Origin of the sequence: Vibrio toranzoniae (assembly GCF_024347655.1) — a bacterium.
Classification (GTDB): domain Bacteria; phylum Pseudomonadota; class Gammaproteobacteria; order Enterobacterales; family Vibrionaceae; genus Vibrio; species Vibrio toranzoniae.
Map to the genome: position 1 here is coordinate 364,178 of NZ_AP025514.1, position 24,847 is coordinate 389,024.

Here is a 24,847-nt window from a genome sequence, read left to right on the forward strand (position 1 = left end):
GAAATTTTGTGAGCTCAAGCGTTACTCTGATTTTACGTGCATGTTTGTGGTTAGTGGTTACTCTCTTAGTAACGCTAGCCATTGCCGTTACTACACTACGTGTAGCTTTACCCAATTTAAATAAGTATCAATCTGAGATTGAGCTTTGGGTAAACCAACATTCCGGCTTTGAGTTTTCTATTCAAGATGTGAGTGGTTTTTGGCGTAACACTCACCCTTCTATTGCACTACAAGGTGTTAAAGCCAGCCTTCCTAACGTAAAAGATACGACGTTTTCTGTAGAGCGTGTTGAAGTTGAGTTCGACTTGATTCAATCACTTGTTCAAATGCGTCCTGTGGTTGCCGATCTTGTGATGAATCAAATGTATCTTGATATACGCTCAGTTGATCTGTTTCCAGAACGGAATGAAGATGATAAGAACCCGACGAAATCAAACACTTCAAAACGGGTTATACAAGAGCTGGATAATTTACTGCTGAAAACGCTGGTGGACGTTACCGCTAAAAATTCAACGATCATATACCGCACGATTTCTGACGAAGAGCGTCAGCTCGATATCGAAACATTAAAGTGGCAAAACTCCGGTAAACATCACCTGGCAGAGGGCGTGGTGAGTATTAAAGAAGCCAACCTAAATTCTTTGTCAGTGAGTGCTAACTTTGTCGATGGTGGCTCGTTAGCCGATGTTACGGGTGAGTTCTATGTCAGCGCTGATAGCATCTCGGTGAATCCGTGGCTAACGCATTATATGCAAGCTGAATCCGGCATTGAAAGCGGAACAGTGAGCCTCAATAGTTGGGTAACTCTGCGAAACAGTCAGCCTGTGAGCGCTTATGTTGAGGTATTGCCTTCTGAATTGACGTGGAACGAAGATGGTCAGCATGAATTGATGGTTGAGTCGGGCATCTTTAAGTTAGCTCCAGTCGATGATGGATGGCAAGTGAATGGTCACTCACTCAATTTAAGGACGGATTTCAGACCTTGGTCTGAGTTTGACGTGGCGTTTAAGTGGATTAAAGGTTCATGGCAACTCAACGTGTCTGAACTTGATATTGCAACCATTACTCCGCTGATTAAGTTGTTGCCGGATTCCGAGCAATCCTCTCAAATGATGAATTCGTTGGCTCCTGGAGGCTCTGTTTCAGATATTCGTGTCTCGATGGGCCCAGAAATGGAGAGCTTACGTTATTCAGCTCGCTTTTCTGACCTTGCAATCGAGCAATGGGAATTATTGCCAGGTTTTAGTCAAGTTTCAGGCAGTGTCTTTGGGTCGTTATCAGAAGCGAAAGCCAGCCTGAATGTTATTGACGATGTATTTCCTTATGGTGACGTATTTCAAGCCCCTCTGAATATCAAACAGGGTCAGGTTGATATTGTTTGGCAACAAGATGAAAACGGTTGGAAGCTCTGGTCAGATAAAGTCACAGCAGCCACGCCAGATTTACAAGTATTGGGTGCATTTCGTTTAGATTTCCCAAATGATGCAAGCCCGTACCTTTCTTTTTATGGTGAAGCGGACGCTTACAACGTCGGTGAAACCTGGCGTTACTTACCAACGTTGGCACTTGGCCAAGACTTAACCGACTACCTTTCCACTGCGATCCAAGCAGGTAAAGCCGACGCCGTTAAATTACTTTGGCATGGTGAATTAGCTCAATATCCGTATACCAATCATGATGGCATTTTCCAAATTTGGGTTGGTTTAGAGGACGCTAAATTTAGCTTTGACACAAGCTGGCCATTGATCACTGACCTTCAGCTTGATCTACTGTTTGAAAATGCTGCGATGCATCTGGATTCTCGTTCAGCTCAATTGATGGATGTCACGGCAGATCGTATTACGGGGCGTATTCCTTATTTAGGGGAAGGCGGGCATATCGAAATTGAAGCTAAGGCGACAGCGTCAGGTAATGCGGTGCGTGATTACATGACGGCTTCGCCATTAGTCGACTCTGTAGGAGCAGCCTTAACAGCACTTCAGGTCAGTGGTGATGTTTCTTCTGAATTTCAGCTTAACATTCCGTTTGATGCTGAAAAAGAACCAAGGGCTTGGGGTTATGCCGACCTGAATGGAAATCATGTTGAAATTGAAGCGCCGCCGATAGTGCTTGAAAACACCACTGGACGCATTGAGTTTGATAATGATGTGGTAACGGCACATGGCCTGGCGGCGGATCTACTTGAGCAAGGGGTTTCGATTGACTTCAAAGGATTGAATGATGGCCCAGGTTATGCGGTTGATATCGATGTTATAGGGGATTGGGACATTAAGCCTCTAGAACCTTATATCGGAGAAAAGTGGTTAAGTCGCCTATCCGGTCATGCGTTATGGCAAAGTCAGATTGATATACAGCTCAATGATATCGGTTTTAGTTATCAATTGGATTTGCAGTCCGATCTTAAGTACCTGGCGAGTGACTACCCATATCCATTGGCGAAGAAATCTTTAGAAAGTGGCTCTGCGCGGTTGCAGGCGTCGGGTAACCAAGAAGCTATTACTGCACGCTTACAACTGCCTAGCACCAAATATCAGGCTGAGATTGATATCACAGGTGATGTTCCTGAGCTAACTGCCACCAATTTAGTACTTGGTCGTGGCGGTTATAAAATTAGCCCTGTTGTTGGCCATCATGCGTTAATTCGTACGGACAAATTCAATGCCGATGATTGGTTATCGGTCTTGATGAACTCCAGTAACCAACCCTCAAATGCTGTGCTTAGCCAGATGGACACACCAAGTATTCCGGCACCAAGCCGTGTGACTTTCGAGAGTAAAGAGTTGATCTTAGGTGGTATTTCTTGGAACGATGTCGACTTTAGCGCTCGAAAGAATAAGCAAGCGTGGCAAATGGAAATTTCTAGCCAAGAGTTAGAAGGTGATATTAATTATCTCCCCCCTTATGATTTAACGGTTTCACTTGACCGTCTGCACTTATTCTTCCCTGAGTGGAGCGAGAAAACAAACCAAGAGACTCTGCTTAGACGAAAAGAGAAAGAAGCGCCATTGGTCTCTGAATTAGATAAAAAGATTCATGATACGATGCCCAACTTGACGATGACACTTAACGACTTTTGGTTGCAAGGTTATAAGGTCGGCAAGGTGGACGTTGAAATGACCAGAAAAGAAGATCGCATTGAGTGGAACAAGATTCAGGTTCGAAGTGGCGGCAACAAAGCGGATGTAAGTGGTTGGTGGAAGCTGAAAGGCGACACAAGCCATTCATCCTTAACCGTTGATTTTGAAGGTGAAAACAATAGTGAGTTAATGGAGCGTTTTGGAATCACTTCCGGGATTCAAAAAGCCCCTTTTGCGTTAAAGGGGAAGCTGGACTGGGATGGTTCGCCTTGGGGGATCAAAATAGATACCCTTAGTGGTAATGTTGAAACTCAGTTTGGTAAAGGCATTATTTCTGATGTAAGTGGTGCCGCCCGCTTACTGGGTTTATTTAGCTTAGATTCAATACTTCGTAAGATGCAACTCGATTTCTCAGACGTGTTTGATAAAGGCATGGCATTCAATAGCATCACAGGAACGGGCGAGATCCAAAATGGTATCTTCCTGACTAATGATCTGAATATGGATGCGGTCGCGGGTGAGATGAAGATCAAAGGTATCGCTAACCTCAATACTCGTCAGGTTGATGCTGAGGTGAACTTTACTCCTGATATTACCTCTGGTATTCCTGTGTTAACCGCCTTTGCGGTCACCCCACAAACCGCTTTGTACGTATTAGCGGTGACGACGGTTATTTCGCCTGTGGTTGAGGTATTTACTCAAGTTAACTACTCGGTTAAAGGGCCCTTGGAGTCGCCAACGGTGAGTGAGCTTTCCCGTAGTTCTGGTGAGTTCAAATTACCAGAGAAGCTGAGAAAGTTGGCGCAATAGACGTTAGTACACGAGTTGTTTATTGGCGAGTTAGTTAATTGATGAGCTAGTTAAATGACGAGCTAGTGCAGACGGCCGTCGCTTAATAGGGTAAGTGGTTAATACGGTCAATGCTGGTTTCTGAATCAAATGAATGGAGGAGTAATACGCATGGATTGTGTTGGATTGATTCAAATGACATCTGGCCCTAACCCTGAGCTAAACTTTGATTATCTTGTTCAAGAAGTTGCAAAGTGCAAAGCTTTAGGGGCTAAGTGGGTGGTTTGTCCTGAAAACGCGTTAGTTTTTGGTAGCAAGGCTGATTATCACAAATATGCGGAACCTTTAAATAATGGTCCATTGCAAAATAAACTGTCTGAGTTAGCAAAACTTCATCGAGTTTGGATCGTAGTTGGCAGTATGCCAATAAGTACGACAGAAGGTGTGACGACCACAACCTTGGTGATTGATGATTTTGGCAGTTTAGTGACTCACTACGACAAGTTACACATGTTCGATGTGGATGTCGCTGATGCACACAAGTGTTATCGAGAGTCCGATATTTTTACGCCGGGTGACCGAGTTGTGACAACGGAAACGCCTTTTGGTCGCTTAGGTTTGAGTATTTGTTATGATGTGCGCTTTCCACACTTGTATTCAGAGTTACGTAATCAAGGTGCGCAGATTATCGTTGTACCCGCAGCGTTTACCGCAGTGACAGGTCAAGCGCATTGGGAAGCATTATTGAGGTGCCGTGCGATCGAAACACAGTCGTGGGTTGTCGCGGTGGGGCAAGGGGGCAAACATCCTTGCCAAAGAGAAACATGGGGACACTCAATGGTGGTTGATCCATGGGGACGAGTGGTCTCACAGTTAGGCCAAGATCCTAAAAGTATGGTGGTTGAGATAGACACATCCAGTTGCGAATCTATTAGGCAAAATATGCCCATCGCGCAACACTCTCGATTTACCAATCAATTTTAATTACAAACAAGAGCCATTTATGAGCATTAATCAAATTGAAGAAGCGCTACTGAACCCAACAGGGCTTACGGAGCAGAATATCGCAGATACATTGGCGAGCATTGCTACCCGCCAAATTGATTATGCTGATATCTACTTTCAGTCAAGCTGGCACGAATCTTTGGTGCTGGAAGATAGCATTATTAAAGACGGCTCTTTCAATATCGATTGCGGTGTCGGTGTTCGAGCGGTTTCTGGCGAAAAAACGGGCTTTGCTTACGCGGATCAAATTCAACTGGATGGTCTTAAACAGAGCGCGATTGCAGCTCGTGGTATCGCGAAACAAGGTCAAAACGGCAAGGTACAAGCGTTCAAACGTAACTCTAACCAAACTTATTATGATGCGGTAAACCCATTAGCAAGCTGGGAAAAACAACAAAAAACAGAACTACTGAAATCATTGGATGCTTACATTCGTACTAAAGAGCCTATGGTGACTGAAGTATCGGTAAGCCTAAGTGGTGTGCATGAGCAGATGCTGGTTGCCGCGACAGACGGCACTTACGCTGGTGATATTCGTCCACTAGTTCGTCTATCAATCAGTGTACTTGCGCAGAAAGGCGATCGTCGTGAGCGCGGTAGCGCGGGTGGTGGTGGCCGCTTTGGTTACGACTTCTTCCTAAGTGATGACCACGGTACTCAAGTTGCTTACCAATTTGCTGACGAAGCGATTCGTCAAGCTCTCGTTAACCTTGAAGCGGTGGCTGCGCCTGCTGGTGCAATGCCTGTGGTCCTTGGTTCGGGTTGGCCGGGCGTTCTTCTACATGAAGCCGTAGGCCACGGTTTAGAAGGTGACTTCAACCGTAAAGACTCTTCGGTATTTTCTGGTAAAGTTGGCGAGCAAGTAACGTCAAGCTTATGTACGATTGTCGATGACGGCACATTGACCGATCTTCGTGGTTCATTGAATGTGGATGATGAAGGTGTTAATGGTCAGTACAACACGCTAATCGAAAACGGCATCCTAAAAGGTTACATGCAAGATAAGTTGAACGCTCGTCTAATGGGTGTAGCTCCTACAGGTAATGGTCGTCGTGAGTCTTACGCGCACCTTCCAATGCCACGCATGACCAATACCTACATGCTACCGGGTGAGCACACGCCTGAAGAGATCATCGCAACGGTTGAGAAAGGGATCTACGCACCAAACTTCGGCGGCGGTCAAGTTGATATCACTTCTGGTAAGTTTGTGTTCTCTGCTTCTGAAGCGTACATGATTGAAAATGGCAAGATCACTCACCCAGTGAAAGGCGCAACGCTGATCGGTTCTGGTATTGAAGCAATGCAGCAAGTGTCTATGGTCGGCAACGATCTAAGCATCGACCGTGGTGTTGGTGTGTGTGGTAAGGCTGGTCAAAGCGTGCCTGTCGGTGTTGGTCAACCAACATTGAAACTAGACTCGCTAACCGTTGGTGGTACTGAGTAATTCAGGCTAACCCCGTTTGATTAGAGTTTCAGCTTCTTAACAGTTAGAAGCTAGAAGCTAGAAGCTAGAAGCGCCTCCAATGTGAGGCGCTTTTTTGTTTTGGGGCTGTGCTAATGCATAAGCTCTTACATGTTCTCTTCAGCAAACTCTGCCAGTCGGCTACGTACTACGCCATTGAGGTGGATATTGGCGCTGCCTTCGAAGTTTTTAAAACGCTCAACCATGTAGGTTAAACCAGAAGTCACAGGGGTTAAGTAAGAAGAATCTATCTGCGCTAGGTTGCCAGAACAGACAATCTTGGTCCCTTCACCACAACGAGTGATGATGGTTTTAATTTGTGAAGCGGTGAGGTTTTGACATTCATCCAGAAGCACAAAGGCATTCTGGATTGAACGGCCACGCATAAAGTTAATCGATTTGAACTGAATGTTGGCTTTGTCACAGATGTACTTCATTGAGCCCTCAGTGCAGTGGTCGTTCTTGTGCAGCGCTTCCAGTGTGTCGGTCACTGCCGCTAACCAAGGCAACATCTTCTCTTCTTCGGTACCCGGGAGGAAACCAATCGACTCACCGATATCGGGTGTGTTTCGGGTTACGATGATCTTATCGAACTGTTTACGTTCGATGGTTTGTTCAAGCGCAGCAGCCATGGCTAACAGTGTCTTACCGCTACCCGCGGCGCCAGTGAGAATCACCAGATCAATATCAGGGTCGAGCAGGGCATCGATCGCCATACCTTGATAGATGTTCTTTGGTGTAATGTCCCATGCTCTACGGTTCATTAACCGTTCTCGGCTTAGATCGCGAAGCGTGATCGTTTCGGCCTCAATCTCTTCGACTCGAGCGGCAAAGTCACTCTCTTCGTCAATCACATATTGATTGAGAAAGGTGGGCTCGAAAGGTGCTCTTGCCAGAGTATGTAAGGTTTTGCCCCCCAAGCTTTTACTTTCAACGTTATCGATACCATCCCAAAAGGATCCTTCGAGTTGTTGAAAGCCTTTGGTGAGGTATTGGATGTCATCAATCAGCTGATCGGTTTGATAATCTTCAACAAAGCGAACACCAGCGCCTTTGGCTCGTAAGCGCATGTTGATGTCTTTGGTGATCAGCACCACTTCGCGTGGCGCGCGTTTATTCTGAAGATAGAGGACAGCGTTGAGGATTCGGTTATCACCTGCCTTATCGTCGGCGAAGGCCTTAATGCTTTCTTGAAGTTCGTAGTCAGCGAGTATGGAAATACTGCCGGATGCGTTTATTTCTTTAGAGAAAGGAATGCCTTCCGAAATTTGATCGGGTGTGGCTTCCCTGAACAGATCTTCGAGCGTGCGAATCGCAATTCTCGCATCTCGAGCAACGTCTCTTTTACTGTCTTTGATTCTGTCGAGTTCTTCTAGCACTGTCATGGGGATAACGACATCGTGCTCTTGGAAAGAAAATATAGCGAAGGGTTCGTGAAGTAGGATATTGGTGTCTAAAACAAATAGCTTCCGGTTGGTCTCGCCCATAGCATCTCCTTGCCGACGTGCGGCTTGCCTTGCATTCATTGAACGTAGATAAAGCTCATATAAAGATTAGTATCTGATTCTGCAGATAGTCAACTACTTACCTAAACTTCATCTTGAGGAACAGCGCCATATCGTTGTCGATGAATATGGCGTATTCGTTTGAGAGCAGCAATCTGCTACCTATAGATTAACCATGATTTTTTTACAGTTTGATTGCACTAGCGAAAACAGAAAAAAAGCATGAAATCATCGCCTTTAGGCGTGACCTAAATCACAGCATCGAGTAAGATTAGCGACCTTTTTCTGCACCATTTCCTCAAGATATTTATTATCTAGAGTGCACTTAAAAAGTGGCTGCAAACTAGGCGTTTTTGGCTATATTTTCAGTTCGGGAGTGAGAACGCTCGTGTTTAAAAATGCAGTTAAAAAAGACCAAATTCCAACTATAAGATTGAGGTAGTCGATTCATGACATTTGCTTTGGGGCAACGCTGGATAAGCGATACGGAGAGCGATTTAGGTTTAGGTACCGTTGTAGCAATGGATGCTCGCACAGTGACACTAATGTTTGCAGCGTCAGAAGAAAACCGTGTCTATGCACGTACTGATGCTCCCGTAACCCGAGTAACGTTTAATGTAGGCGATGTCATCGAATGCCAAGAAGGTTGGTCTCTGTCTGTCGAAGAAGTTATCGAAGACAAAGGACTGTTAACCTACTTAGGTACTCGCGAAGATACCCAAGAAACAGAAGTCGCTCTGCGTGAGATCTTCTTAAGCAACCAGATCCGTTTTAACAAGCCACAAGATAAACTGTACGCAGGTCAAATCGACCGTATGGATAATTTTGTGTTGCGTTACCGCGCGCTAAGTAATCAATACCAACAACACAAGAGCCCAATGCGCGGCCTGTGTGGTATGCGTGCAGGCTTAATTCCTCATCAGCTGTACATTGCTCATGAAGTCGGTCGCCGTCATGCTCCACGTGTTTTACTGGCCGATGAAGTTGGCTTAGGTAAAACCATCGAAGCGGGTATGATCATCCACCAACAGGTCTTGTCTGGCCGTGCTGAACGTATTCTGATTGTGGTGCCTGAAACTCTGCAACACCAATGGTTAGTAGAGATGATGCGCCGTTTCAACCTGCACTTCTCTATCTTTGATGAAGAGCGTTGCATCGAATCTTTTGCTGAATCAGATAACCCATTTGATACTCAGCAATACGTTTTGTGTTCTCTGGATTTCCTACGTAAGAGCCGCAAGCGTTACGAGCAAGCACTTGAAGGTGAGTGGGACTTGTTGGTTGTCGATGAAGCGCACCACCTTGAGTGGAGCCAAGACAAACCAAGCCGTGAATACCAAGTGGTGGAAGGCTTAGCTGAAAACACCTCTGGTGTACTACTGCTAACCGCAACCCCAGAGCAATTGGGTCGTGAGAGTCACTTTGCACGTCTGCGCCTGCTGGATCCTGATCGCTTCTACGACTTCGAAGCCTTTGTTGAAGAAGAAGACCAATACGCACCGGTTGCTGATGCCGTAACAGCGCTATTCTCTGGCGTGAAGCTTGAAAACAGTGCGAAGAATCAGATTACCGAGTTGCTTTCTGAGCAAGATGTTGAGCCTCTATTCCGCGTTATTGAAGGTGATAGCAGCGAAGAAGAGCAAGCAATAGCTCGCCAAGAATTGATTGATAACCTTATGGACCGCCATGGTACCGGTCGTGTTCTTTTCAGAAACACACGTGCTGCTATCAAAGGCTTCCCTAAGCGTAACGTAAACCTACTGCCGATGGACATTCCAACGCAGTACACAACGTCGATGCGTGTATCGGGCATGATCGGTGGCAAGATGGCACCAGAAGCTCGTGCAATGAAGATGCTGTATCCAGAAGAGATCTTCCAAGAGTTTGAAGGTGAAGACTCAAGCTGGTGGCAGTTCGATTCACGTGTGAATTGGTTGATTGAAAAGATCCAAGACAAGCGCAGCGAAAAGATCTTAGTGATCGCTTCGCGTGCGAGTACTGCTTTGCAATTAGAGCAAGCACTGCGTGAGCGTGAAGGTGTGCGTGCCACCGTATTCCACGAAGGCATGTCGATTCTAGAGCGTGATAAAGCGGCGGCTTACTTTGCTCAAGAAGAGGGCGGCGCTCAGGTTCTTATCTGTAGTGAAATTGGCTCTGAAGGTCGTAACTTCCAGTTCGCGAACCAGCTAGTAATGTTCGATCTTCCGTTCAACCCAGACTTGCTTGAACAACGTATTGGTCGTTTAGACCGTATAGGTCAACTGCGTGACATCGACATTCATGTCCCTTACCTAAAAGGCACATCACAGGCGATTCTAGCGCGTTGGTTTGATGAAGGTCTGAACGCATTTGCAGAGACTTGCCCAACAGGTCGCACGGTTTACGACAAGTACTCTGATGTACTGATTGAAATGCTGGCTTCTGGTAATACAGAACAGCTTGATGAAGTGATTGAAGAGTCTGCCAAGCTAAACCAAAGCCTAAAAGCGGATCTAGAAAAAGGCCGAGATCGCCTACTCGAGATGCACTCAAACGGTGGCGACAAAGCGCACGACATTGCAGAGAAGATTGCATCGACTGATGGTGATACTAACCTAGTGACGTTTGCACTGAGCTTGTTCGACACGATTGGTTTGAACCAAGACGACAAGGGTGAAAATGCGCTAGTCGTGACACCATCTGAGCACATGATGGTACCAAGCTACCCTGGCTTACCTTACGAAGGCGCAACCATCACGTTCGACCGTGATACAGCCCTTTCTCGTGAAGACATGAACTTCATCAGCTGGGAACACCCAATGATTCAGGGCGGTATTGATCTGCTATTGAGTGAAGGTGTGGGTGCGTCAGCGGTATCACTGCTTAAAAACAAAGCGCTGCCAGTAGGTACTATCCTGCTTGAGCTGGTTTACCTTGTGGATGCACAAGCACCGAAACGCAGCGGTATTAGCCAATTCCTGCCTAAAACGCCAATTCGTTTGATGATGGATGGTCGCGGTAATGATCTATCTGCTCAGGTTGAGTTTGATAGCTTTAACCGTCAGCTAAGCCCTGTAAACCGTCACTTAGCGAGCAAGCTAGTGAATTCGGTACAAGGCGAGATTCACAAGCTAATCGAAGCGGGTGAAACGCATGTACTGCCGAAGGTTGAAGAAGTGCGTCAGCAAGCTCAGAAAGATATGCAAACTAACTTAAACGGTGAATTAGAGCGCCTACAAGCACTGAAAGCGGTGAACCCGAATATTCGTGATGAAGAGCTTGAGGTTATCGAAGCTCAAATCAATGAACTGACAGGTTATATCAGCAAAGCTCAGGTTCAGCTGGATTCATTACGTTTGATTGTGGTTTCTCACAACTAGTTTGAATTAGCGAAATGCTTCAACGAAATAAGGCCTTCATGATGAAGGCCTTATTTTTATCTAGCGTTTGAAAAGTGTTTGGGGTGTTGAAGGTGTAATGGCAGAGGAATTACATTAACCACTTCCACCAAACAAATACCGCTAGGAAACCAAATAGGTAAACAAGACCCGCGACAGACAACCATTTTAATTTGGTGCCAATGGCTAGCGCTTCAGGAAGCTTAGCTTTGCTTACCAAAATGAAGTTAAGCAGCGCGAAGAACGGTGTTGTTGCAAACGCAAGCACCATCGCAAAATCAAGCATTGTCATCAATGCGGCACTGAAGAACATCACAATTGCGAGTGCTGTGATAGATACGATAACGATCCAACCCTGTAGCATTTTTGGGCTGCTTTCTTTTTTAAGCAATAGACGTTGTGATTCAGCAAGCACGCGTGAGTAGCCATCGATAACGGTAATCGTACTACCAAAGATACAGAAGAAAGCGATAAGAGCGATCAGTGGACGAGACCATTCCCCAATGGTAGAGGCGTAAATGCCGACTAATTGGTGAGTGAAGCCAACGCCAGAACGAGACAATTCAACACCTGAACCGTGAAGGACCAGAGCGCCTAAAGCAACAAATACCAGTGCCAGTAATGCCGTGCCAATATAACCTATGTTGAAGTCGAACAGCGCTGATTGAGCGGTTACTTCTTGTTTCTCTTTTTGGCTCTTTAGCCACATTGAGGTGATGCTTGATATCTCGATAGGCGCCGGCATCCAACCCATGGTTACCACGATAAAGCCGATAGCAGCCAATGACCAAGGCGACGGCGGAACAAAAGCCGCGTCAGGTTCGACTGGAGAGCCGATAGCAATAGCAACGGCAGCCAAGGTTGTGATGGTCAGGATCGCCATGATCGCTTTAGATAGCGTATCAAGCGCGCGATAATGGCCAGCAAACAGAATGATCAAACAGGTTGCTAGTACGATCATGCAAAGCGTGCTGATCGCTAGATCAAAAGGAACGAAGTAGCTAAGTAGGCTCGCACTGAATAGTAACAAAGCGGCCGTGTTCACGACGGCGGAAATGGTGCTCAGTATCGAAAAGATCACTAGATATGGGCGGCCTAGGTTAGAGTAACCTTCAACTAAACTTTGACCTGTGCCTAGCGTATATTGGATGCCAGCTCTAAAAAATGGATACTTAAATATATTAACGAGGATAATAAGAGCAGCGAGCTGCCAGCCATAAATGGCACCTGCTTTGGTTGAGGCAACTAAATGAGAGCCTCCCACCGCCGCCGCAGCCATCATAATGCCTGGGCCAAGAGACTTAATTAAGCTTGATAGGGGAGTAGAGGTTTGTGCTTTTTTTGTGGTTGTTTTAACCGTATTTTCCATTATTTTTCCTTTAATGCTGACTTCTTATTTTCCTTTCCCCTATCAATACCATGTTTTGTAAGGCCGTCAACTTTTATGTACGAAAATGTTGAAAATCGTATTTATAAATAAACGAGTTAAGCATAATTTATTTATTCACCAGCAATTAAGAGGCTCTAATGGCGTTAGAAGAGTACACACCACCACGTGAACCGTGGATTGATATTGTTTATCAAGATGACGATATTCTTGTGGTGAACAAGCCAGCAGGTCTGCTTTCGGTGCCGGGGAGATTACCAGAGCATTACGACAGTATGTGGAGTCGGTTGGTCGAGGAGTTTGCTGATATTCAAGTCGTGCATCGATTGGACATGTCGACATCGGGGTTAATGCTGCTCGCTAAACACAAACAAGCTGAGCGCCATTTGAAGAAGCAGTTCCAATATCGACTGACCCATAAGCTCTATTACGCACGAGTATGGGGAAAGGTGGAAGGAAAGGAAGGCGTGATCGACCTTCCACTTATTTGTGATTGGCCAAACCGCCCTAGGCAGAAAGTGTGTTTTGACGAGGGCAAGCCATCACAGACTCGGTATGTGGTGGAGCAAGAAGAGGCTCAAACCACCTTGTTGAAGTTACTACCGATTACCGGTCGTTCTCATCAGTTGCGTGTGCATTGTATGGAAATAGGGAATCCAATTGTGGGCGACGAGTTTTATGCAACGCCTGAAGCGTTTGAGTATAGCGATCGGCTGGCTTTGCATGCGTGTGAACTGAGCTTCTATCATCCGGCGAATAATCAACGGTTCAAAGCCTTTGTTCCTTGCGAGTTTTATCCTCAAGCTTCACCACAAATTGAACAGCACTTTGAAATTGCGCCAGAGCTTCCAGACTACAGTAAGCTAAAAGCTTAGAATAAGACCATTCAATCGACTGAACCAAGGAAGTACAATGCCGAAGTTGAAAGTGGTTTTTCTCGACCGAGCCACCATCCCATCTCAAATTACTTTAAAACCTCTTAGCTTTGAGCATCAGTGGGTTGAGTATAATTTCACCGCGCCAGAGCAAGTGTCTGAGCGAATTGAGGGGGCGGATGTAGTCATCACCAATAAGGTCGTGCTCAACGAGAGTAACCTGCAGCAAGCGCAACAACTCAAGCTCATTGCTGTTTCAGCGACGGGTGTGAATAACGTTGATGTTGATTACTGCAATGAGAAAAACATAGCAGTGGCTAATATCCAAGGTTATGCGACTCAATCGGTGCCCGAACATGTTATCGCGATGCTATTTGCGTTAAAGCGTAACCTCGTCGGTTACCACCAAGATATTGAAGCGGGAGCGTGGCAGAAGGACAAGCAGTTCTGTTTCTTTACTCACCCGATACAAGACGTGGCGGGGAGTACATTGGGTTTAATGGGCAGTGGCAGCTTAGGGCAAGCCACCGCGGTTCTTGCAAAAGCCATTGGCATGAACGTCATCTTTGCTGAGCGTAAAGGGGCTGAATCTTGTCGAGAAGGTTACTTGCCTTTTGAGGTTGTGTTACAGCAAGCGGATGTGATCAGCTTACACTGCCCATTGACTGAAGCGACTCGAAATCTGATCTCGAAACAAGAGCTAGCAATGATGAAACCAAGCGCGGTACTAATTAATGCTGGGCGTGGTGGATTAGTGGATGAGCAAGCCTTAGTGGAGGCTCTGAAAAGTCATGAGATTGCTGGCGCGGGGATGGATGTATTCACACAAGAACCGGCAGACAACTCGAATCCACTGTTAGCTAACAGTCGCTTACCTAATTTACTGCTGACACCTCACGTGGCATGGGGTAGCGATAGCTCCATTCAAAAGCTGTCTGATATCTTAATGGATAACATCGATGAGTTTGTTGCGGGTAAGCCACAAAATCTTGTTGGTTAATTGAGGTTGTATTCAGCAGTCTGTGCTTGATGAAGTAGAAATAAAAAAGGTTGGCTTTTAGGCCAACCTTTTTAAGTCTTTTATTTCAGCTCGACAGGGCTTATTAGATTACTAGCTTATTAGCTAGGAGCCATTAGCCATTAGCCATTAGCCTTGAGGCTTAACTACCAATACATTGATTGGCGAGTTCTGTACCACTTTGCTCGCAACAGAACCAAGCATAACTTTGTCAATTTTTGAACGCTTATGACTCGGCATCACGATAAGGTCGGCGCCAAGCTTTTCTGCGTAATCTAGAATTGTGGTGTAAGCCTTGCCTTCGGCAACGTGAACCTTATACACCACATTATCGTCGATGTGCTTGTTTGCAAACTCTTTGAGCTGATTTTTAACATCAATCTTCATTTGGTTCGCCGCATCTTTCGGGAAGTAAGATGCAACCATTGACATGTGAATGCCTGGTAGTACGTTTAAAATGTGGATTTCAGCATTACTGTGTTTTGCGTGCCATACCGCTAGCTCGACTGCTTTATCAGAAAAGCCTTTGTCGTTAAGATCGACAGGAACAAGGATTTGTTTATACATGTCTTCGTCTCATTTTAAGCAGCGCCCAGTCGTATTCCCTAAGCGCTGTCATTATCTTTTCCATGTAATCAAAAAGCCAAATAGAGTTGAGCGCTACCTGGCTCTATCCATTACGCGCTAATCTCATCCTTACGAGCACGTCGTCTTTGGTTCATCGCTAAACCAATTAAAATGAGTAGGGCCGGTAAGAATACCCACTCTTTCATTGGTCGTTCTGCATCTTGGATTACAGATTTAATTTCCCAACCAAAGTCAATTCCGGCGGCTTCAGCTGGGCTACCAAACTCAACCATATCGACAATCATCTTGCCTTCAGTTTCTGTCAGCATTAAGCCCATTGAAGCGATGCGGTCTTCACTTGTTGTTGCAGAATCTTCAAATGGAAGACGAACTGTTTTCTCAGAATAGTCACCTTCTAAGTTCTCGCCACCCACTCTTAACTCGACAGATTGTCCCACAGATAGGTTTTCTGTGATTTGAGCTATCTCAACTCCAGGTGAAAGAACTTTCGCTGGATAGATCATGTCCCACCAGAAACCAGGGCGGAAGAACGAGAAAGTCAGAACCAACAATAGTATTGTTTCCCACCACTTGTTTTTGGTAAACCACCAACCCTGTGTCGCTGCGGCAAATATAAGAACCGCAGTCACAGAAGATAAGATGGTTAGCGCCAAATGCCACCATGAGTCAATGCCCATCAATAGTAGCTGAGTGTTGAAAATAAACATGAATGGTAAGATCGCAGTACGGATATCGTAGGTGAAACCTTGAATACCTGTGCGAATTGGATCTGATTTCGCAATCGCTGCCGCTGCAAATGCCGCGAGACCAACCGGAGGCGTATCATCCGCAAGAATACCGAAGTAGAACACGAACAAGTGAACGGCAATCAGTGGAATGATTAGGCCGTGTGCTGCGCCTAGAGTAACAATTACTGGGGCCATCAGTGTTGATACGACGATATAGTTTGCTGTGGTTGGTAAGCCCATGCCTAAGATTAAGCTGATTACCGCAGTAAATAGCAGCATAAGAATGATGCTACCACCTGAGATAAATTCAACGAAGTCGGTCATCACAAGGCCGATACCGGTCAGCGTTACCACACCGACAACCGTACCAGCCGCCGCTGTTGCGACACCGATACCGATCATGTTACGTGCGCCAGAAACCAAGCTCTCTGCTAAGTCTACGAAGCCCGCTTTAGTTTGTTCAGCAAGATCGTTCGATTTGTTCATCAGAGTCATTAAAGGACGTTGAGTGAGCAAAATGAAGATCATGAATACCGTTGCCCAGAAGGCAGAAAGACCTGGAGAGAATCGTTCTACAGTCAGGCACCAAACAAGAACCACGATAGGCAGTAAGAAGTGCAGGCCAGATTTAATGGTTGGGCCTGGATCTGGTACTTCGGTTAGTTCGGCATCGATGTCCATGCCACCTTCAGCGGCGTATTTTGCTGATACGCGAACGAGAGCAACATAAGCAATCAATAGCGCAACTGTCACTATTGGTGTCGCTGCATCGCCAAAGACATCTTTTGTCCAGCCGACACCGTAGTAAACAGCAGCACTGATCACACATAGCCCAAGAATGGTGCCAGTGAACGAAAGCAGGCTATGCAATATTGTTGGCGTGTGGCGGCGAGGTAGGCCTGTCATACCTGCTTTACATGCTTCTAAGTGAACAATGTAAATTAGGGCGATGTAAGAGATAAGAGCGGGCAATAGCGCTGCTTTAATAACCTCGACGTACGAGATACCTACATATTCGACCATTAAGAAGGCCGCGGCACCCATGATTGGTGGGGTTAATTGACCATTGGTTGAAGCGGCAACTTCTACAGCTCCGGCTTTTTCACCTGAGAATCCGACTCTTTTCATTAGAGGGATCGTGAAAGTACCCGTCGTTACCACGTTAGCGATAGATGAACCAGAAACTAGACCGGATAGGCCAGATGCAACAACGGCTGCTTTTGCTGGGCCGCCTTTCATGTGGCCAAGCAGTGAGAATGCAACCTTGATGAAGTAAGCGCCTGCGCCAGCACGTTCTAGCATTGCACCAAACAGTACAAACAAGAATACAAATGACGTTGATACGCCAAGAGCTACACCGAATACACCTTCTGTTGTTAACCACAAATGCGACATCGCCTTATTTAGGCTTGCCCCTTTATGAGCAATAACGTCTGGCATGTGTGGACCACCAAAGGTGTAAAGTAGAAATACTGCTGCCACAACCATAAGAGGTGGACCCAAAGCGCGTCGAGTTGCTTCCAGCAGTAGAACCATACCAATGACAGCCGCAACAATATCGAATGTTGTCGGGGCCCCCGAACGACCGGCAAGCTCAGTATAGAAAATATAAATATAAGAAGCTGAAAAACTACCCGCAAGTGCTAATACCCAATCGACAGCGGGGATGTGATCCCGAGGCGAGTTCTTCAAAGCCGGGTAAGCGGTAAAAGCTAGAAAAATAGCAAACGTCAGGTGAATTGCTCGAGCTTCGGTATCATTTAAAATAGCGAAGTTAAAAATAAACGGTAGCGGAGATGCATACCAAAGTTGGAACAGTGACCAACATAAAGGCACAAACCATAAAATACGGCCTTGGATACCGCGAGGGCTACGCGCACCAGTGTCTGATTGTGCCACCATTTCTTGCACATCTGGAGACGGTGATGTTGTCTGCGTCATGTACTTTATCCTTATTATTGATGGTCTGCCTTTCTTGAGAACAACGAGACGTTACCTATTCCCTATCTAGTGTAGTGAACTGACAGGGAAATGCGTCTTTGTTTGTCTTAGGCTTGATATGAAGGTAAGTCCTCCAATTTGGAGAAACTTAAAGGCTTGTCATTTTTCTCTTAGGTTATTTTTATAAACACGGAAAGCCAATAAGGAGGGCGTGCCTCCTTATTGGTTGAGTAGGTTTAAGTAGAGTTACTTAAGAAGGCCTACTTCTTTGTAGTATTTTACTGCACCAGCATGAAGTGGGATGGAGATACCCGCTTTAACCATGTCTTCTTTCTTCAGGTTTGCAAATGCAGGGTGTAGCCGTTTGAAAGTGCTGAAGTTTTCAAATACAGCCTTAGCAACGTTGTATGCCACTTCTTCAGAAACGTCTGAAGTTGTTACCATAGTTGCAGCAACACCGAAGCTATTTACGTCAGCGTCTGTACCACGGTACATGCCTGCTGGAACGGTACTGTATGCGTAATATGGGTTTTCAGCGACGATTTTGTCGATCTGAGGACCTGTTGCTGAAACCAGTTTTGCATCACAAGACGTTGTTGCTTCTTTGATTGAACCGTTCGGGTGACCAACCATGTAGATGAATGCATCAATCTTGTTATCACAAAGTGCTTGTGAACGCTCAGAACCTTTCAGTTCAGAAGCAAGTTTGAAGCTGTCATTAGTCCAACCCATAGCGTCCATTACAACACCCATGGTTGCACGGTCACCAGAGCCTGGGTTACCAATGTTTACACGCTTACCAGCGAGATCCGACACATTGTTAATACCAGCATCGGTACGAGCGATGATGTTGAACGGTTCTGTATGTAGAGAGAACATAGCGCGAAGTTTCTTGTATTCGCCCTGATCTTTAAATTTACTTGTACCGTTGTAGCCGTGGTATTGCCAGTCCGATTGAACAACACCGAAATCGAGTTCACCAGCACGGATAGTGTTAACGTTGTAAATTGAACCACCAGTAGACTCTACAGAACAACGGATGTTGTGGTCTTTGCGGCCCTTGTTCACTAGTTTACAAATTGCACCACCAGTAGGGTAGTAAACACCTGTAACTGAACCCGTACCAATTGTGATGAACTCTTGAGCGTTAACTGCGCCAGCGCCCATTACAGCTGCTGCAATAGCACCAACTTTAACAAGTTTGGTAAATGCCATGAATTTCCCTTCCTTTACTCATTATTAACCCTGAAACAAGTGTAGTCGTTTCTGGAGTTTCCTATTTGGAAACGGCATCTTTTTCAATCCATGTGATGAAAAAGTGGCTGAATAATATCAAAAATTGGCAGAAAATTACTCAAATGTTAAAAGATATAGCTAAAAAATCTAACAAATGATGCATGGATCTCATGTTCAATTTACTATTGAGTTTTTTAAAATCAATGGCTTAGTGTTACTGGCTTAGGGGAAAGGTAGATATTCTAGGATGTGATTCGGATCACGAAGTTAATAGGTGTTCGTGATCCATAAATACAATTGATAGCTGTTAAATTATGAGTAATTACCCTGCGTATTCAAACAGTTCGCACACGGAATCAAACAGTTGCTTAGTCGTCACTGCTAAGGTTGGAGTAATAAAGATAGTGTCATCGCCCGCGACTACGCCCAGTATGCCTTCTGACTTACCTAATGAGTCTAGTAAACGAGCAATAAGTTGCGCGGCACCAGGACCTGTGTGTATCACAACTAACGCATTGTTGTGATCAATATCCAGTACTAATTCTCTAAGAGAGCTAGAAACAGTTGGAACCCCAAGCTCAGCAGGAAGGCAGTAAACCATTTCCATTTTTGCGTTGCGAGTTCGAACTGCACCAAACTTGGTTAACATACGCGAAACTTTAGATTGGTTGATGCTTTCAAAGCCTTCGTGTTTGAGGGCATCAACAATTTCGCCCTGCGATCCAAAACGTTCTTCTTTTAATAACGATTTAAAAGCGCGAACTAAGTTGTCTTGTTTTTCTGTATTGCGCATATGTCATTCTTATTCATTAACAAATATATTTGCATATTCTCGCATACATATTCAGATTTAGCCAAAATATCCCAACGATTTGTTAGTCATATCACTGTAAATATTTAATAGAATAATGTGTTATTTACGGCGGCTTATTTTGTTATTTCAGTCAATTATCGCCATAATGCGAATTCGCTGTGTAGCACGGTTTTATTGACTTGCGCGAAGTCGCAAAGCTGGCGTTAATTGATTGTAATCACTTTGTGATTAATATAGCTTTTTAACGATAATTTAGCTCAAGAACTACCCTACCAAAAATTTATAAGAGAAAGCTCTCAAGGAGAATAACAATGAAAGTAGCTGTTATTGGTGCCGCTGGTGGCATCGGTCAAGCCCTAGCCCTACTACTTAAGAACCGCCTACCTGCTGGTTCAGATCTTGCACTTTACGACATTGCACCGGTTACTCCGGGTGTCGCTGCCGATCTTAGCCATATCCCAACGCCTGTTTCGATCAAAGGTTACGCGGGTGAAGATCCAACACCAGCACTAGAAGGTGCGGATGTTGTGCTTATTTCTGCGGGTGTTGCTCGTAAGCCAGGCATGGATCGTGCGGATCTTTTCAATGTGAATGCTGGTATTGTTAAGTCTCTTGCAGAGAAAATTGCAGTTACTTGTCCTACTGCTTGTGTTGGTATCATCACTAACCCAGTAAATACTACTGTGCCAATTGCTGCTGAAGTTCTTAAGAAAGCGGGCGTTTACGATAAGCGCCGTTTATTCGGTATTACGACTCTTGATGTAATCCGCTCTGAAACGTTTGTTGCTGAATTGAAAGGTAAAGATCCAAGCGACATCCGTGTTCCTGTTATCGGCGGTCACTCAGGGGTTACGATCCTTCCTCTGCTATCTCAAGTTGAAGGGGTAGAGTTCACAGACGAAGAAATCGCAGCGCTCACAACTCGTATCCAAAACGCGGGTACTGAAGTCGTAGAAGCGAAAGCTGGTGGCGGTAGTGCGACTCTATCGATGGGTCAAGCGGCTTGTCGTTTCGGTCTTGCTCTAGTGAAAGCACTTCAAGGCGAAGAGAACGTAATTGAATGTGCATACGTTGAAGGTGAAGGCGAGCACGCACCGTTCTTCGCACAACCAGTGAAACTAGGCAAAGAGGGCGCTGAAGCGATCCTTAGCTACGGTGAGTTGAGCGACTTCGAACGTAATGCATTAGATAGCATGCTAGAAACACTCAATGGCGATATTGAGATTGGTGTTGAATTCGCTAAGTAAGCGGTACAGCATTTAATTCAGTTTAAAATCGTTAATAGAGCCGATCAATGTGGTCGGCTTTTTTGATCTTAGCATTGGTCCCATTCGTAAACAGTGTTTTAAAGATACGAGTGGAGCAACAGTGATGAGCCGTATTCAAAAAGGAATGAACGTACATTTTCATTTAGGTCGTTTGGGAAAGATCCTAGTTATAGATGAACAAGAACAATTTGCCTTGGTCGAGTCTTACAACAGCCACGAGCAGTATGCTGTGCCGCTGGAAGAGATAGAAGCAGTTGAAGCTCAGCTTCCATTGTCGCTAGAATCGAGTCGCTATTGAAACTGGTTCGGATACCAATTTTGTTAGGATCAAAAAAGAGCCCTAAGGCTCTTTTTGTCTATCTATATAAGACAGTGCTTTTAAGATGGAGTGTTCATCTTAACTCGGTTACTTACTGCGTTTAACGGCCAAGTGCGCGAGCGTTATTAGGGCTTGCTTATATTCGGAATCAGGAACAACGGACAGTTCAGCAATCGCTTTATCTGCTTCTTCATACGCCTTATTCGTCGTGTATTCCAAAGAGCCTGTCTTTTTCATTACAGACATAATGTCGTCGAGACGTTCCATCCCGTTGGCTTTTTCAATCGCTTCACGAATCATGCTCGCTTGTACTGGAGCAGCGTTGTGCATAGCGTACAATAGAGGCAGTGTTGGTTTGCCTTCAGCAAGATCGTCACCAACGTTTTTACCCATCTCTTTACCATCAGCAGTGTAATCCATCACATCATCAATCAATTGGAATGCAGTGCCTAGGTATTTACCGTAGTTTTGCATTGCCGTTTCGACTTCAGGTGAAGATTCTGTAAGAATTGCGCCGATTTGTGTCGCTGCTTCAAACAAGCGAGCGGTCTTAGAGTAGATCACCTGCATGTAGCTTTCTTCTGTGGTATCCGGATTGTTGCAGTTCATCAATTGTTGAACCTCACCCTCGGCAATCACGTTCACCGCTTCACTCATTAGCTCAAGGATCTTTAAGGATCCTAAGGTTGTCATCATTTGGAACGAACGAGTGTAAATAAAGTCACCAACCAAAACACTAGCGGCATTACCAAAAGCGGCATTGGCTGTGGCTTTACCGCGTCTCATATCCGATTCGTCGACGACATCATCATGAAGCAGAGTAGCGGTGTGAATAAACTCAATAAAGGCTGCAGAAGTAATATGAGCTTCACCTTGGTAACCAAGTGCACGAGCAGATAAAAGAGCAAGCAAAGGACGTAGGCGTTTGCCACCACCGCTAACGATATAAAAACCAAGCTGGTTGATTAAACTTACGTCAGAATTAAGTTGGGCTTGAATTGTTTCATTCACTTTTGCCATATCATTGGCAGTAAGCGTTTGGATAGCTTTAAAATCCATTGTTCATCCGGCTGAAGTTAGACCCTGTAAGGCTTATACGTTGTGTTTAATTGTTGAATAATACACTAAAAAACGTTGATTAATACATCACTTAAAGGCATGATTGCCGCACTTTTCTTTGGCGAACAGGTTTTCGCCAATTTTTTAAAAATATGGCTTGTCATAGCGGCATGATTCCCGTAGAATCTGCGCCCTATTGATTAGTTTAGCGCACACCCGAGTTGTACAAATAACAACCATAGGCTGTGCGGAAAAAGCGGAGTAAAATATGTACGCTGTTTTCCAATCTGGTGGCAAACAACACCGAGTAAGCGAAGGTCAAACACTTCGTTTAGAGAAATTAGACGTTGAAACTGGTGCAACTGTTGAATTTGATAAAGTTCTTCTTGTTGCTAACGGCGAAGAAATCGCTGTTGGTGCACCTCTTGTTGAAGGTGGCAAGGTTACTGCAGAAGTAGTACAACACGGTCGTGGCGATAAAGTAAAAATCGTTAAGTTCCGTCGTCGTAAGCACTCGCGTAAGCAAGCTGGTCACCGTCAGTGGTTCACTGAAGTGAAAATCACTGGCATTAACGCTTAAGTATTAGGAGAGTTTAACAATGGCACATAAAAAAGCTGGCGGTTCTACTAATAACGGCCGCGATTCAGAAAGCAAACGTCTTGGTGTTAAGCGTTTTGGTGGTGAATCTGTTCTTGCAGGTAACATCATCGTTCGTCAACGTGGTACTAAGTTCCACGCTGGCACAAACGTTGGCATCGGTAAAGACCATACTCTTTTCGCTCTTACTGAAGGTAAAGTGAAATTTGCAGTAAAAGGTCCTAAAAACCGTAAGTTTGTAAGCATCGAAGCTGAGTAATTTAATCTTTTACTAGATTATTTTATTAGCTTTCAAGCTGAATTCAAAAGCCCTGCCGATTCGGCAGGGTTTTTTATTTATAGCGAGAATAAAAAAGTAGACGCTCTGGCTTTAGTTTTTAGAAGCCGTTTGTTTTTAATAAACAGAAAGCAAAGAACCTCTCCTTATTTGTTCCTTGATTGCAGATCGACCTAGATCTTAGGTGATCGATCTAAACTCGGATCTGCTAGAATTTATATCACTCCTTGGTGAGTGGTAACGCAACGTAAGTGCGGAGTTGAAAAATGAAATTCGTTGATGAAGCGGTAGTAAAAATAGAAGCCGGTGATGGCGGTAATGGTACAGTAAGTTTTTGGCGCGAAAAGTTCGTCGCTAAAGGTGGCCCAGATGGCGGTGACGGTGGCGATGGTGGTGATGTCTACATCCAAGCAGATGAGAACTTAAATACACTGATTGATTATCGCTTCCAACGTTTCTACAACGCAGAACGTGGTGAAAACGGTCGTGGCGGTAACTGTACTGGTAAACGTGGTAAAGACACGACACTGAAAGTGCCTGTAGGTACTCGTGCCGTTGATATCCACACTAATGAAATCGTTGCTGAAGTCGCTGAACACGGCAAGAAAGTAATGGTGGGTAAAGGTGGTTGGCACGGTCTTGGTAACACGCGTTTTAAATCGTCTGTTAACCGCGCTCCTCGTCAGAAGACAATGGGTACTAAAGGTGAAGTTCGTGAACTACGTTTAGAGCTTCTTCTATTAGCTGACGTTGGTATGCTTGGCCTACCAAACGCAGGTAAATCTACCTTTATTCGTTCAGTATCTGCAGCGAAACCAAAAGTAGCGGATTACCCGTTCACTACTTTGATCCCAAGCTTGGGCGTAGTGAGTGTGGTTCCTGAGAAGAGCTTTGTTGTTGCCGATATCCCAGGTCTGATCGAAGGCGCAGCCGATGGCGCTGGTCTTGGTATTCGCTTCTTGAAGCACCTTGAGCGTTGCCGTGTTCTACTACACATGATCGACATCATGCCTATCGATGGTTCTGATCCTATTCAGAATGCGCTGACGATTATTGATGAGCTGGAACAATACAGTGAGAAAGTGGCACAGAAGCCTCGTTGGTTAGTGTTCAACAAAGTTGACCTAATGCCTGAAGAAGAAGCAGACGAAAAGATTCAAGAAATCATCGATGCTTTGGGTTGGGAAGACGAGTACTTCAAGATCTCTGCTGTGAACAAAATCGGCACTAAAGATCTCTGCTTCAAGCTCGGTGAGTTTATGGAAAACCTACCTCGTGAAGCTGTAGAAGTGGAAGAAGAAGAAAAAGTAGACTTTATGTGGGATGACTACCATAAAGATGCAATGAGCGGTAAGAATGTTGTTACTGAAGATGGTGATGACTGGGACGATTGGGATGACGAAGAAGATGACGGCCATGTTATCTATGTTCGTGACTAATCCTCGCCGTTTCTTATAAGCACTTCGGGCGCTTTTTCTCAGATACGCTGATAATTTTATTAAACCGCAATGAAAATTGCGGTTT

18 protein-coding genes are annotated in these 24,847 nt (G+C 45.1%); 11 read left to right on the forward strand and 7 right to left on the reverse strand.

Annotation, left to right across the window (positions count from 1 at the left end; all coding sequences use genetic code 11):
* The first annotated feature begins 8 nt into the window (after window positions 1–8).
* The 3 genes from OCU50_RS01680 to tldD all read left to right on the forward strand — a co-directional run bounded on the left by OCU50_RS01680 (window position 9) and on the right by tldD (window position 6,315).
* A complete protein-coding gene (locus OCU50_RS01680) occupies window positions 9–3,887 on the forward strand; it encodes a YhdP family protein (protein WP_060467093.1) in 3,879 nt (1,292 codons plus the stop codon).
* Window positions 3,888–4,037: 150 nt separating this feature from the next.
* Window positions 4,038–4,850, forward strand: coding sequence for a carbon-nitrogen hydrolase family protein (locus tag OCU50_RS01685; protein WP_060467094.1), 813 nt, complete (start codon window positions 4,038–4,040; stop codon window positions 4,848–4,850).
* Window positions 4,851–4,869: 19 nt separating this feature from the next.
* A complete protein-coding gene (gene tldD, locus OCU50_RS01690; protein ID WP_060467095.1) occupies window positions 4,870–6,315 on the forward strand; it encodes a metalloprotease TldD in 1,446 nt (481 codons plus the stop codon).
* A 125-nt stretch (window positions 6,316–6,440) separates the two neighbouring features.
* On the opposite strand, the gene OCU50_RS01695 is transcribed toward tldD, so the two are convergent.
* Complete coding sequence (locus OCU50_RS01695) at window positions 6,441–7,820, reverse strand: PhoH family protein (RefSeq protein ID WP_060467096.1); 1,380 nt, start codon at window positions 7,818–7,820, stop codon at window positions 6,441–6,443.
* 467 nt (window positions 7,821–8,287) lie between these two features.
* Here OCU50_RS01695 and rapA point away from each other — a divergent pair, with 467 nt between their 5' ends.
* Window positions 8,288–11,197 carry an RNA polymerase-associated protein RapA gene (rapA, locus tag OCU50_RS01700; protein ID WP_060467097.1) on the forward strand — a complete coding sequence of 970 codons (2,910 nt, stop codon included), beginning with the start codon at window positions 8,288–8,290 and terminating at the stop codon, window positions 11,195–11,197.
* Between the two features lie 109 nt (window positions 11,198–11,306).
* Here the strand turns inward: rapA and OCU50_RS01705 are convergent, their stop codons facing one another.
* Window positions 11,307–12,584, reverse strand: coding sequence for an NRAMP family divalent metal transporter (locus OCU50_RS01705; protein WP_060467098.1), 1,278 nt, complete (start codon window positions 12,582–12,584; stop codon window positions 11,307–11,309).
* 158 nt (window positions 12,585–12,742) lie between these two features.
* Between OCU50_RS01705 and OCU50_RS01710 the strand changes: the two genes are divergently transcribed.
* On the forward strand, window positions 12,743–13,477 hold the full coding sequence (locus OCU50_RS01710; protein ID WP_060467099.1) for a pseudouridine synthase: 735 nt from the start codon (window positions 12,743–12,745) through the stop codon (window positions 13,475–13,477).
* A gap of 37 nt (window positions 13,478–13,514) precedes the next feature.
* Window positions 13,515–14,477, forward strand: a complete 963-nt coding sequence (locus OCU50_RS01715; RefSeq protein ID WP_060467100.1) for a D-2-hydroxyacid dehydrogenase — start codon at window positions 13,515–13,517, stop codon at window positions 14,475–14,477.
* Window positions 14,478–14,624: 147 nt separating this feature from the next.
* Here the strand turns inward: OCU50_RS01715 and OCU50_RS01720 are convergent, their stop codons facing one another.
* The 4 genes from OCU50_RS01720 to argR all read right to left on the reverse strand — a co-directional run bounded on the left by OCU50_RS01720 (window position 14,625) and on the right by argR (window position 19,781).
* Entirely contained in the window at window positions 14,625–15,062 is a 438-nt protein-coding gene (locus OCU50_RS01720) for a universal stress protein (protein ID WP_017055960.1), read from the reverse strand.
* A 110-nt stretch (window positions 15,063–15,172) separates the two neighbouring features.
* A complete protein-coding gene (locus OCU50_RS01725) occupies window positions 15,173–17,752 on the reverse strand; it encodes a TRAP transporter permease (RefSeq protein ID WP_060467101.1) in 2,580 nt (859 codons plus the stop codon).
* A gap of 246 nt (window positions 17,753–17,998) precedes the next feature.
* Window positions 17,999–18,967 (reverse strand): TAXI family TRAP transporter solute-binding subunit, encoded by a 969-nt coding sequence (locus tag OCU50_RS01730; protein WP_017055962.1) that lies wholly within the window; start codon window positions 18,965–18,967, stop codon window positions 17,999–18,001.
* A gap of 343 nt (window positions 18,968–19,310) precedes the next feature.
* Window positions 19,311–19,781 (reverse strand): transcriptional regulator ArgR, encoded by a 471-nt coding sequence (argR, locus tag OCU50_RS01735; RefSeq protein ID WP_017055963.1) that lies wholly within the window; start codon window positions 19,779–19,781, stop codon window positions 19,311–19,313.
* A gap of 332 nt (window positions 19,782–20,113) precedes the next feature.
* Between argR and mdh the strand changes: the two genes are divergently transcribed.
* Together mdh and OCU50_RS01745 are read left to right on the forward strand one after the other, a co-directional pair.
* Complete coding sequence (mdh, locus tag OCU50_RS01740; RefSeq protein WP_017055964.1) at window positions 20,114–21,049, forward strand: malate dehydrogenase; 936 nt, start codon at window positions 20,114–20,116, stop codon at window positions 21,047–21,049.
* A 124-nt stretch (window positions 21,050–21,173) separates the two neighbouring features.
* Complete coding sequence (locus tag OCU50_RS01745) at window positions 21,174–21,368, forward strand: hypothetical protein (protein ID WP_060467231.1); 195 nt, start codon at window positions 21,174–21,176, stop codon at window positions 21,366–21,368.
* Window positions 21,369–21,476: 108 nt separating this feature from the next.
* On the opposite strand, the gene ispB is transcribed toward OCU50_RS01745, so the two are convergent.
* Window positions 21,477–22,448, reverse strand: coding sequence for an octaprenyl diphosphate synthase (gene ispB / locus OCU50_RS01750; protein ID WP_060467102.1), 972 nt, complete (start codon window positions 22,446–22,448; stop codon window positions 21,477–21,479).
* A gap of 268 nt (window positions 22,449–22,716) precedes the next feature.
* Between ispB and rplU the strand changes: the two genes are divergently transcribed.
* From rplU to cgtA, 3 genes are all read left to right on the forward strand, one after another.
* The gene (gene rplU, locus OCU50_RS01755; protein WP_004740823.1) at window positions 22,717–23,028 is read left to right on the forward strand and encodes a 50S ribosomal protein L21; all 312 of its coding nucleotides are present in this window, start codon (window positions 22,717–22,719) and stop codon (window positions 23,026–23,028) included.
* A 19-nt stretch (window positions 23,029–23,047) separates the two neighbouring features.
* A complete protein-coding gene (gene rpmA, locus OCU50_RS01760) occupies window positions 23,048–23,305 on the forward strand; it encodes a 50S ribosomal protein L27 (RefSeq protein WP_004735905.1) in 258 nt (85 codons plus the stop codon).
* Between the two features lie 284 nt (window positions 23,306–23,589).
* The gene (gene cgtA / locus OCU50_RS01765; RefSeq protein WP_017055967.1) at window positions 23,590–24,762 is read left to right on the forward strand and encodes an Obg family GTPase CgtA; all 1,173 of its coding nucleotides are present in this window, start codon (window positions 23,590–23,592) and stop codon (window positions 24,760–24,762) included.
* Window positions 24,763–24,847: the final 85 nt, after the last annotated feature.

What these genes read in the sequence shown, in the direction of transcription:
- OCU50_RS01705 (WP_060467098.1), bottom strand. Translation starts at nt 12,584, where the DNA reads ATGGAAAATACGGTTAAAACAACCACAAAAAAAGCACAAACCTCTACT.
- OCU50_RS01695 (WP_060467096.1), bottom strand. Translation starts at nt 7,820, where the DNA reads ATGGGCGAGACCAACCGGAAGCTATTTGTTTTAGACACCAATATCCTA.
- rplU (WP_004740823.1), top strand. Translation starts at nt 22,717, where the DNA reads ATGTACGCTGTTTTCCAATCTGGTGGCAAACAACACCGAGTAAGCGAA.
- mdh (WP_017055964.1), top strand. Translation starts at nt 20,114, where the DNA reads ATGAAAGTAGCTGTTATTGGTGCCGCTGGTGGCATCGGTCAAGCCCTA.
- argR (WP_017055963.1), bottom strand. Translation starts at nt 19,781, where the DNA reads ATGCGCAATACAGAAAAACAAGACAACTTAGTTCGCGCTTTTAAATCG.
- OCU50_RS01710 (WP_060467099.1), top strand. Translation starts at nt 12,743, where the DNA reads ATGGCGTTAGAAGAGTACACACCACCACGTGAACCGTGGATTGATATT.
- OCU50_RS01725 (WP_060467101.1), bottom strand. Translation starts at nt 17,752, where the DNA reads ATGACGCAGACAACATCACCGTCTCCAGATGTGCAAGAAATGGTGGCA.
- rpmA (WP_004735905.1), top strand. Translation starts at nt 23,048, where the DNA reads ATGGCACATAAAAAAGCTGGCGGTTCTACTAATAACGGCCGCGATTCA.
- OCU50_RS01720 (WP_017055960.1), bottom strand. Translation starts at nt 15,062, where the DNA reads ATGTATAAACAAATCCTTGTTCCTGTCGATCTTAACGACAAAGGCTTT.
- tldD (WP_060467095.1), top strand. Translation starts at nt 4,870, where the DNA reads ATGAGCATTAATCAAATTGAAGAAGCGCTACTGAACCCAACAGGGCTT.
- OCU50_RS01745 (WP_060467231.1), top strand. Translation starts at nt 21,174, where the DNA reads ATGAGCCGTATTCAAAAAGGAATGAACGTACATTTTCATTTAGGTCGT.
- OCU50_RS01685 (WP_060467094.1), top strand. Translation starts at nt 4,038, where the DNA reads ATGGATTGTGTTGGATTGATTCAAATGACATCTGGCCCTAACCCTGAG.
- rapA (WP_060467097.1), top strand. Translation starts at nt 8,288, where the DNA reads ATGACATTTGCTTTGGGGCAACGCTGGATAAGCGATACGGAGAGCGAT.
- OCU50_RS01715 (WP_060467100.1), top strand. Translation starts at nt 13,515, where the DNA reads ATGCCGAAGTTGAAAGTGGTTTTTCTCGACCGAGCCACCATCCCATCT.
- ispB (WP_060467102.1), bottom strand. Translation starts at nt 22,448, where the DNA reads ATGGATTTTAAAGCTATCCAAACGCTTACTGCCAATGATATGGCAAAA.
- cgtA (WP_017055967.1), top strand. Translation starts at nt 23,590, where the DNA reads ATGAAATTCGTTGATGAAGCGGTAGTAAAAATAGAAGCCGGTGATGGC.
- OCU50_RS01730 (WP_017055962.1), bottom strand. Translation starts at nt 18,967, where the DNA reads ATGGCATTTACCAAACTTGTTAAAGTTGGTGCTATTGCAGCAGCTGTA.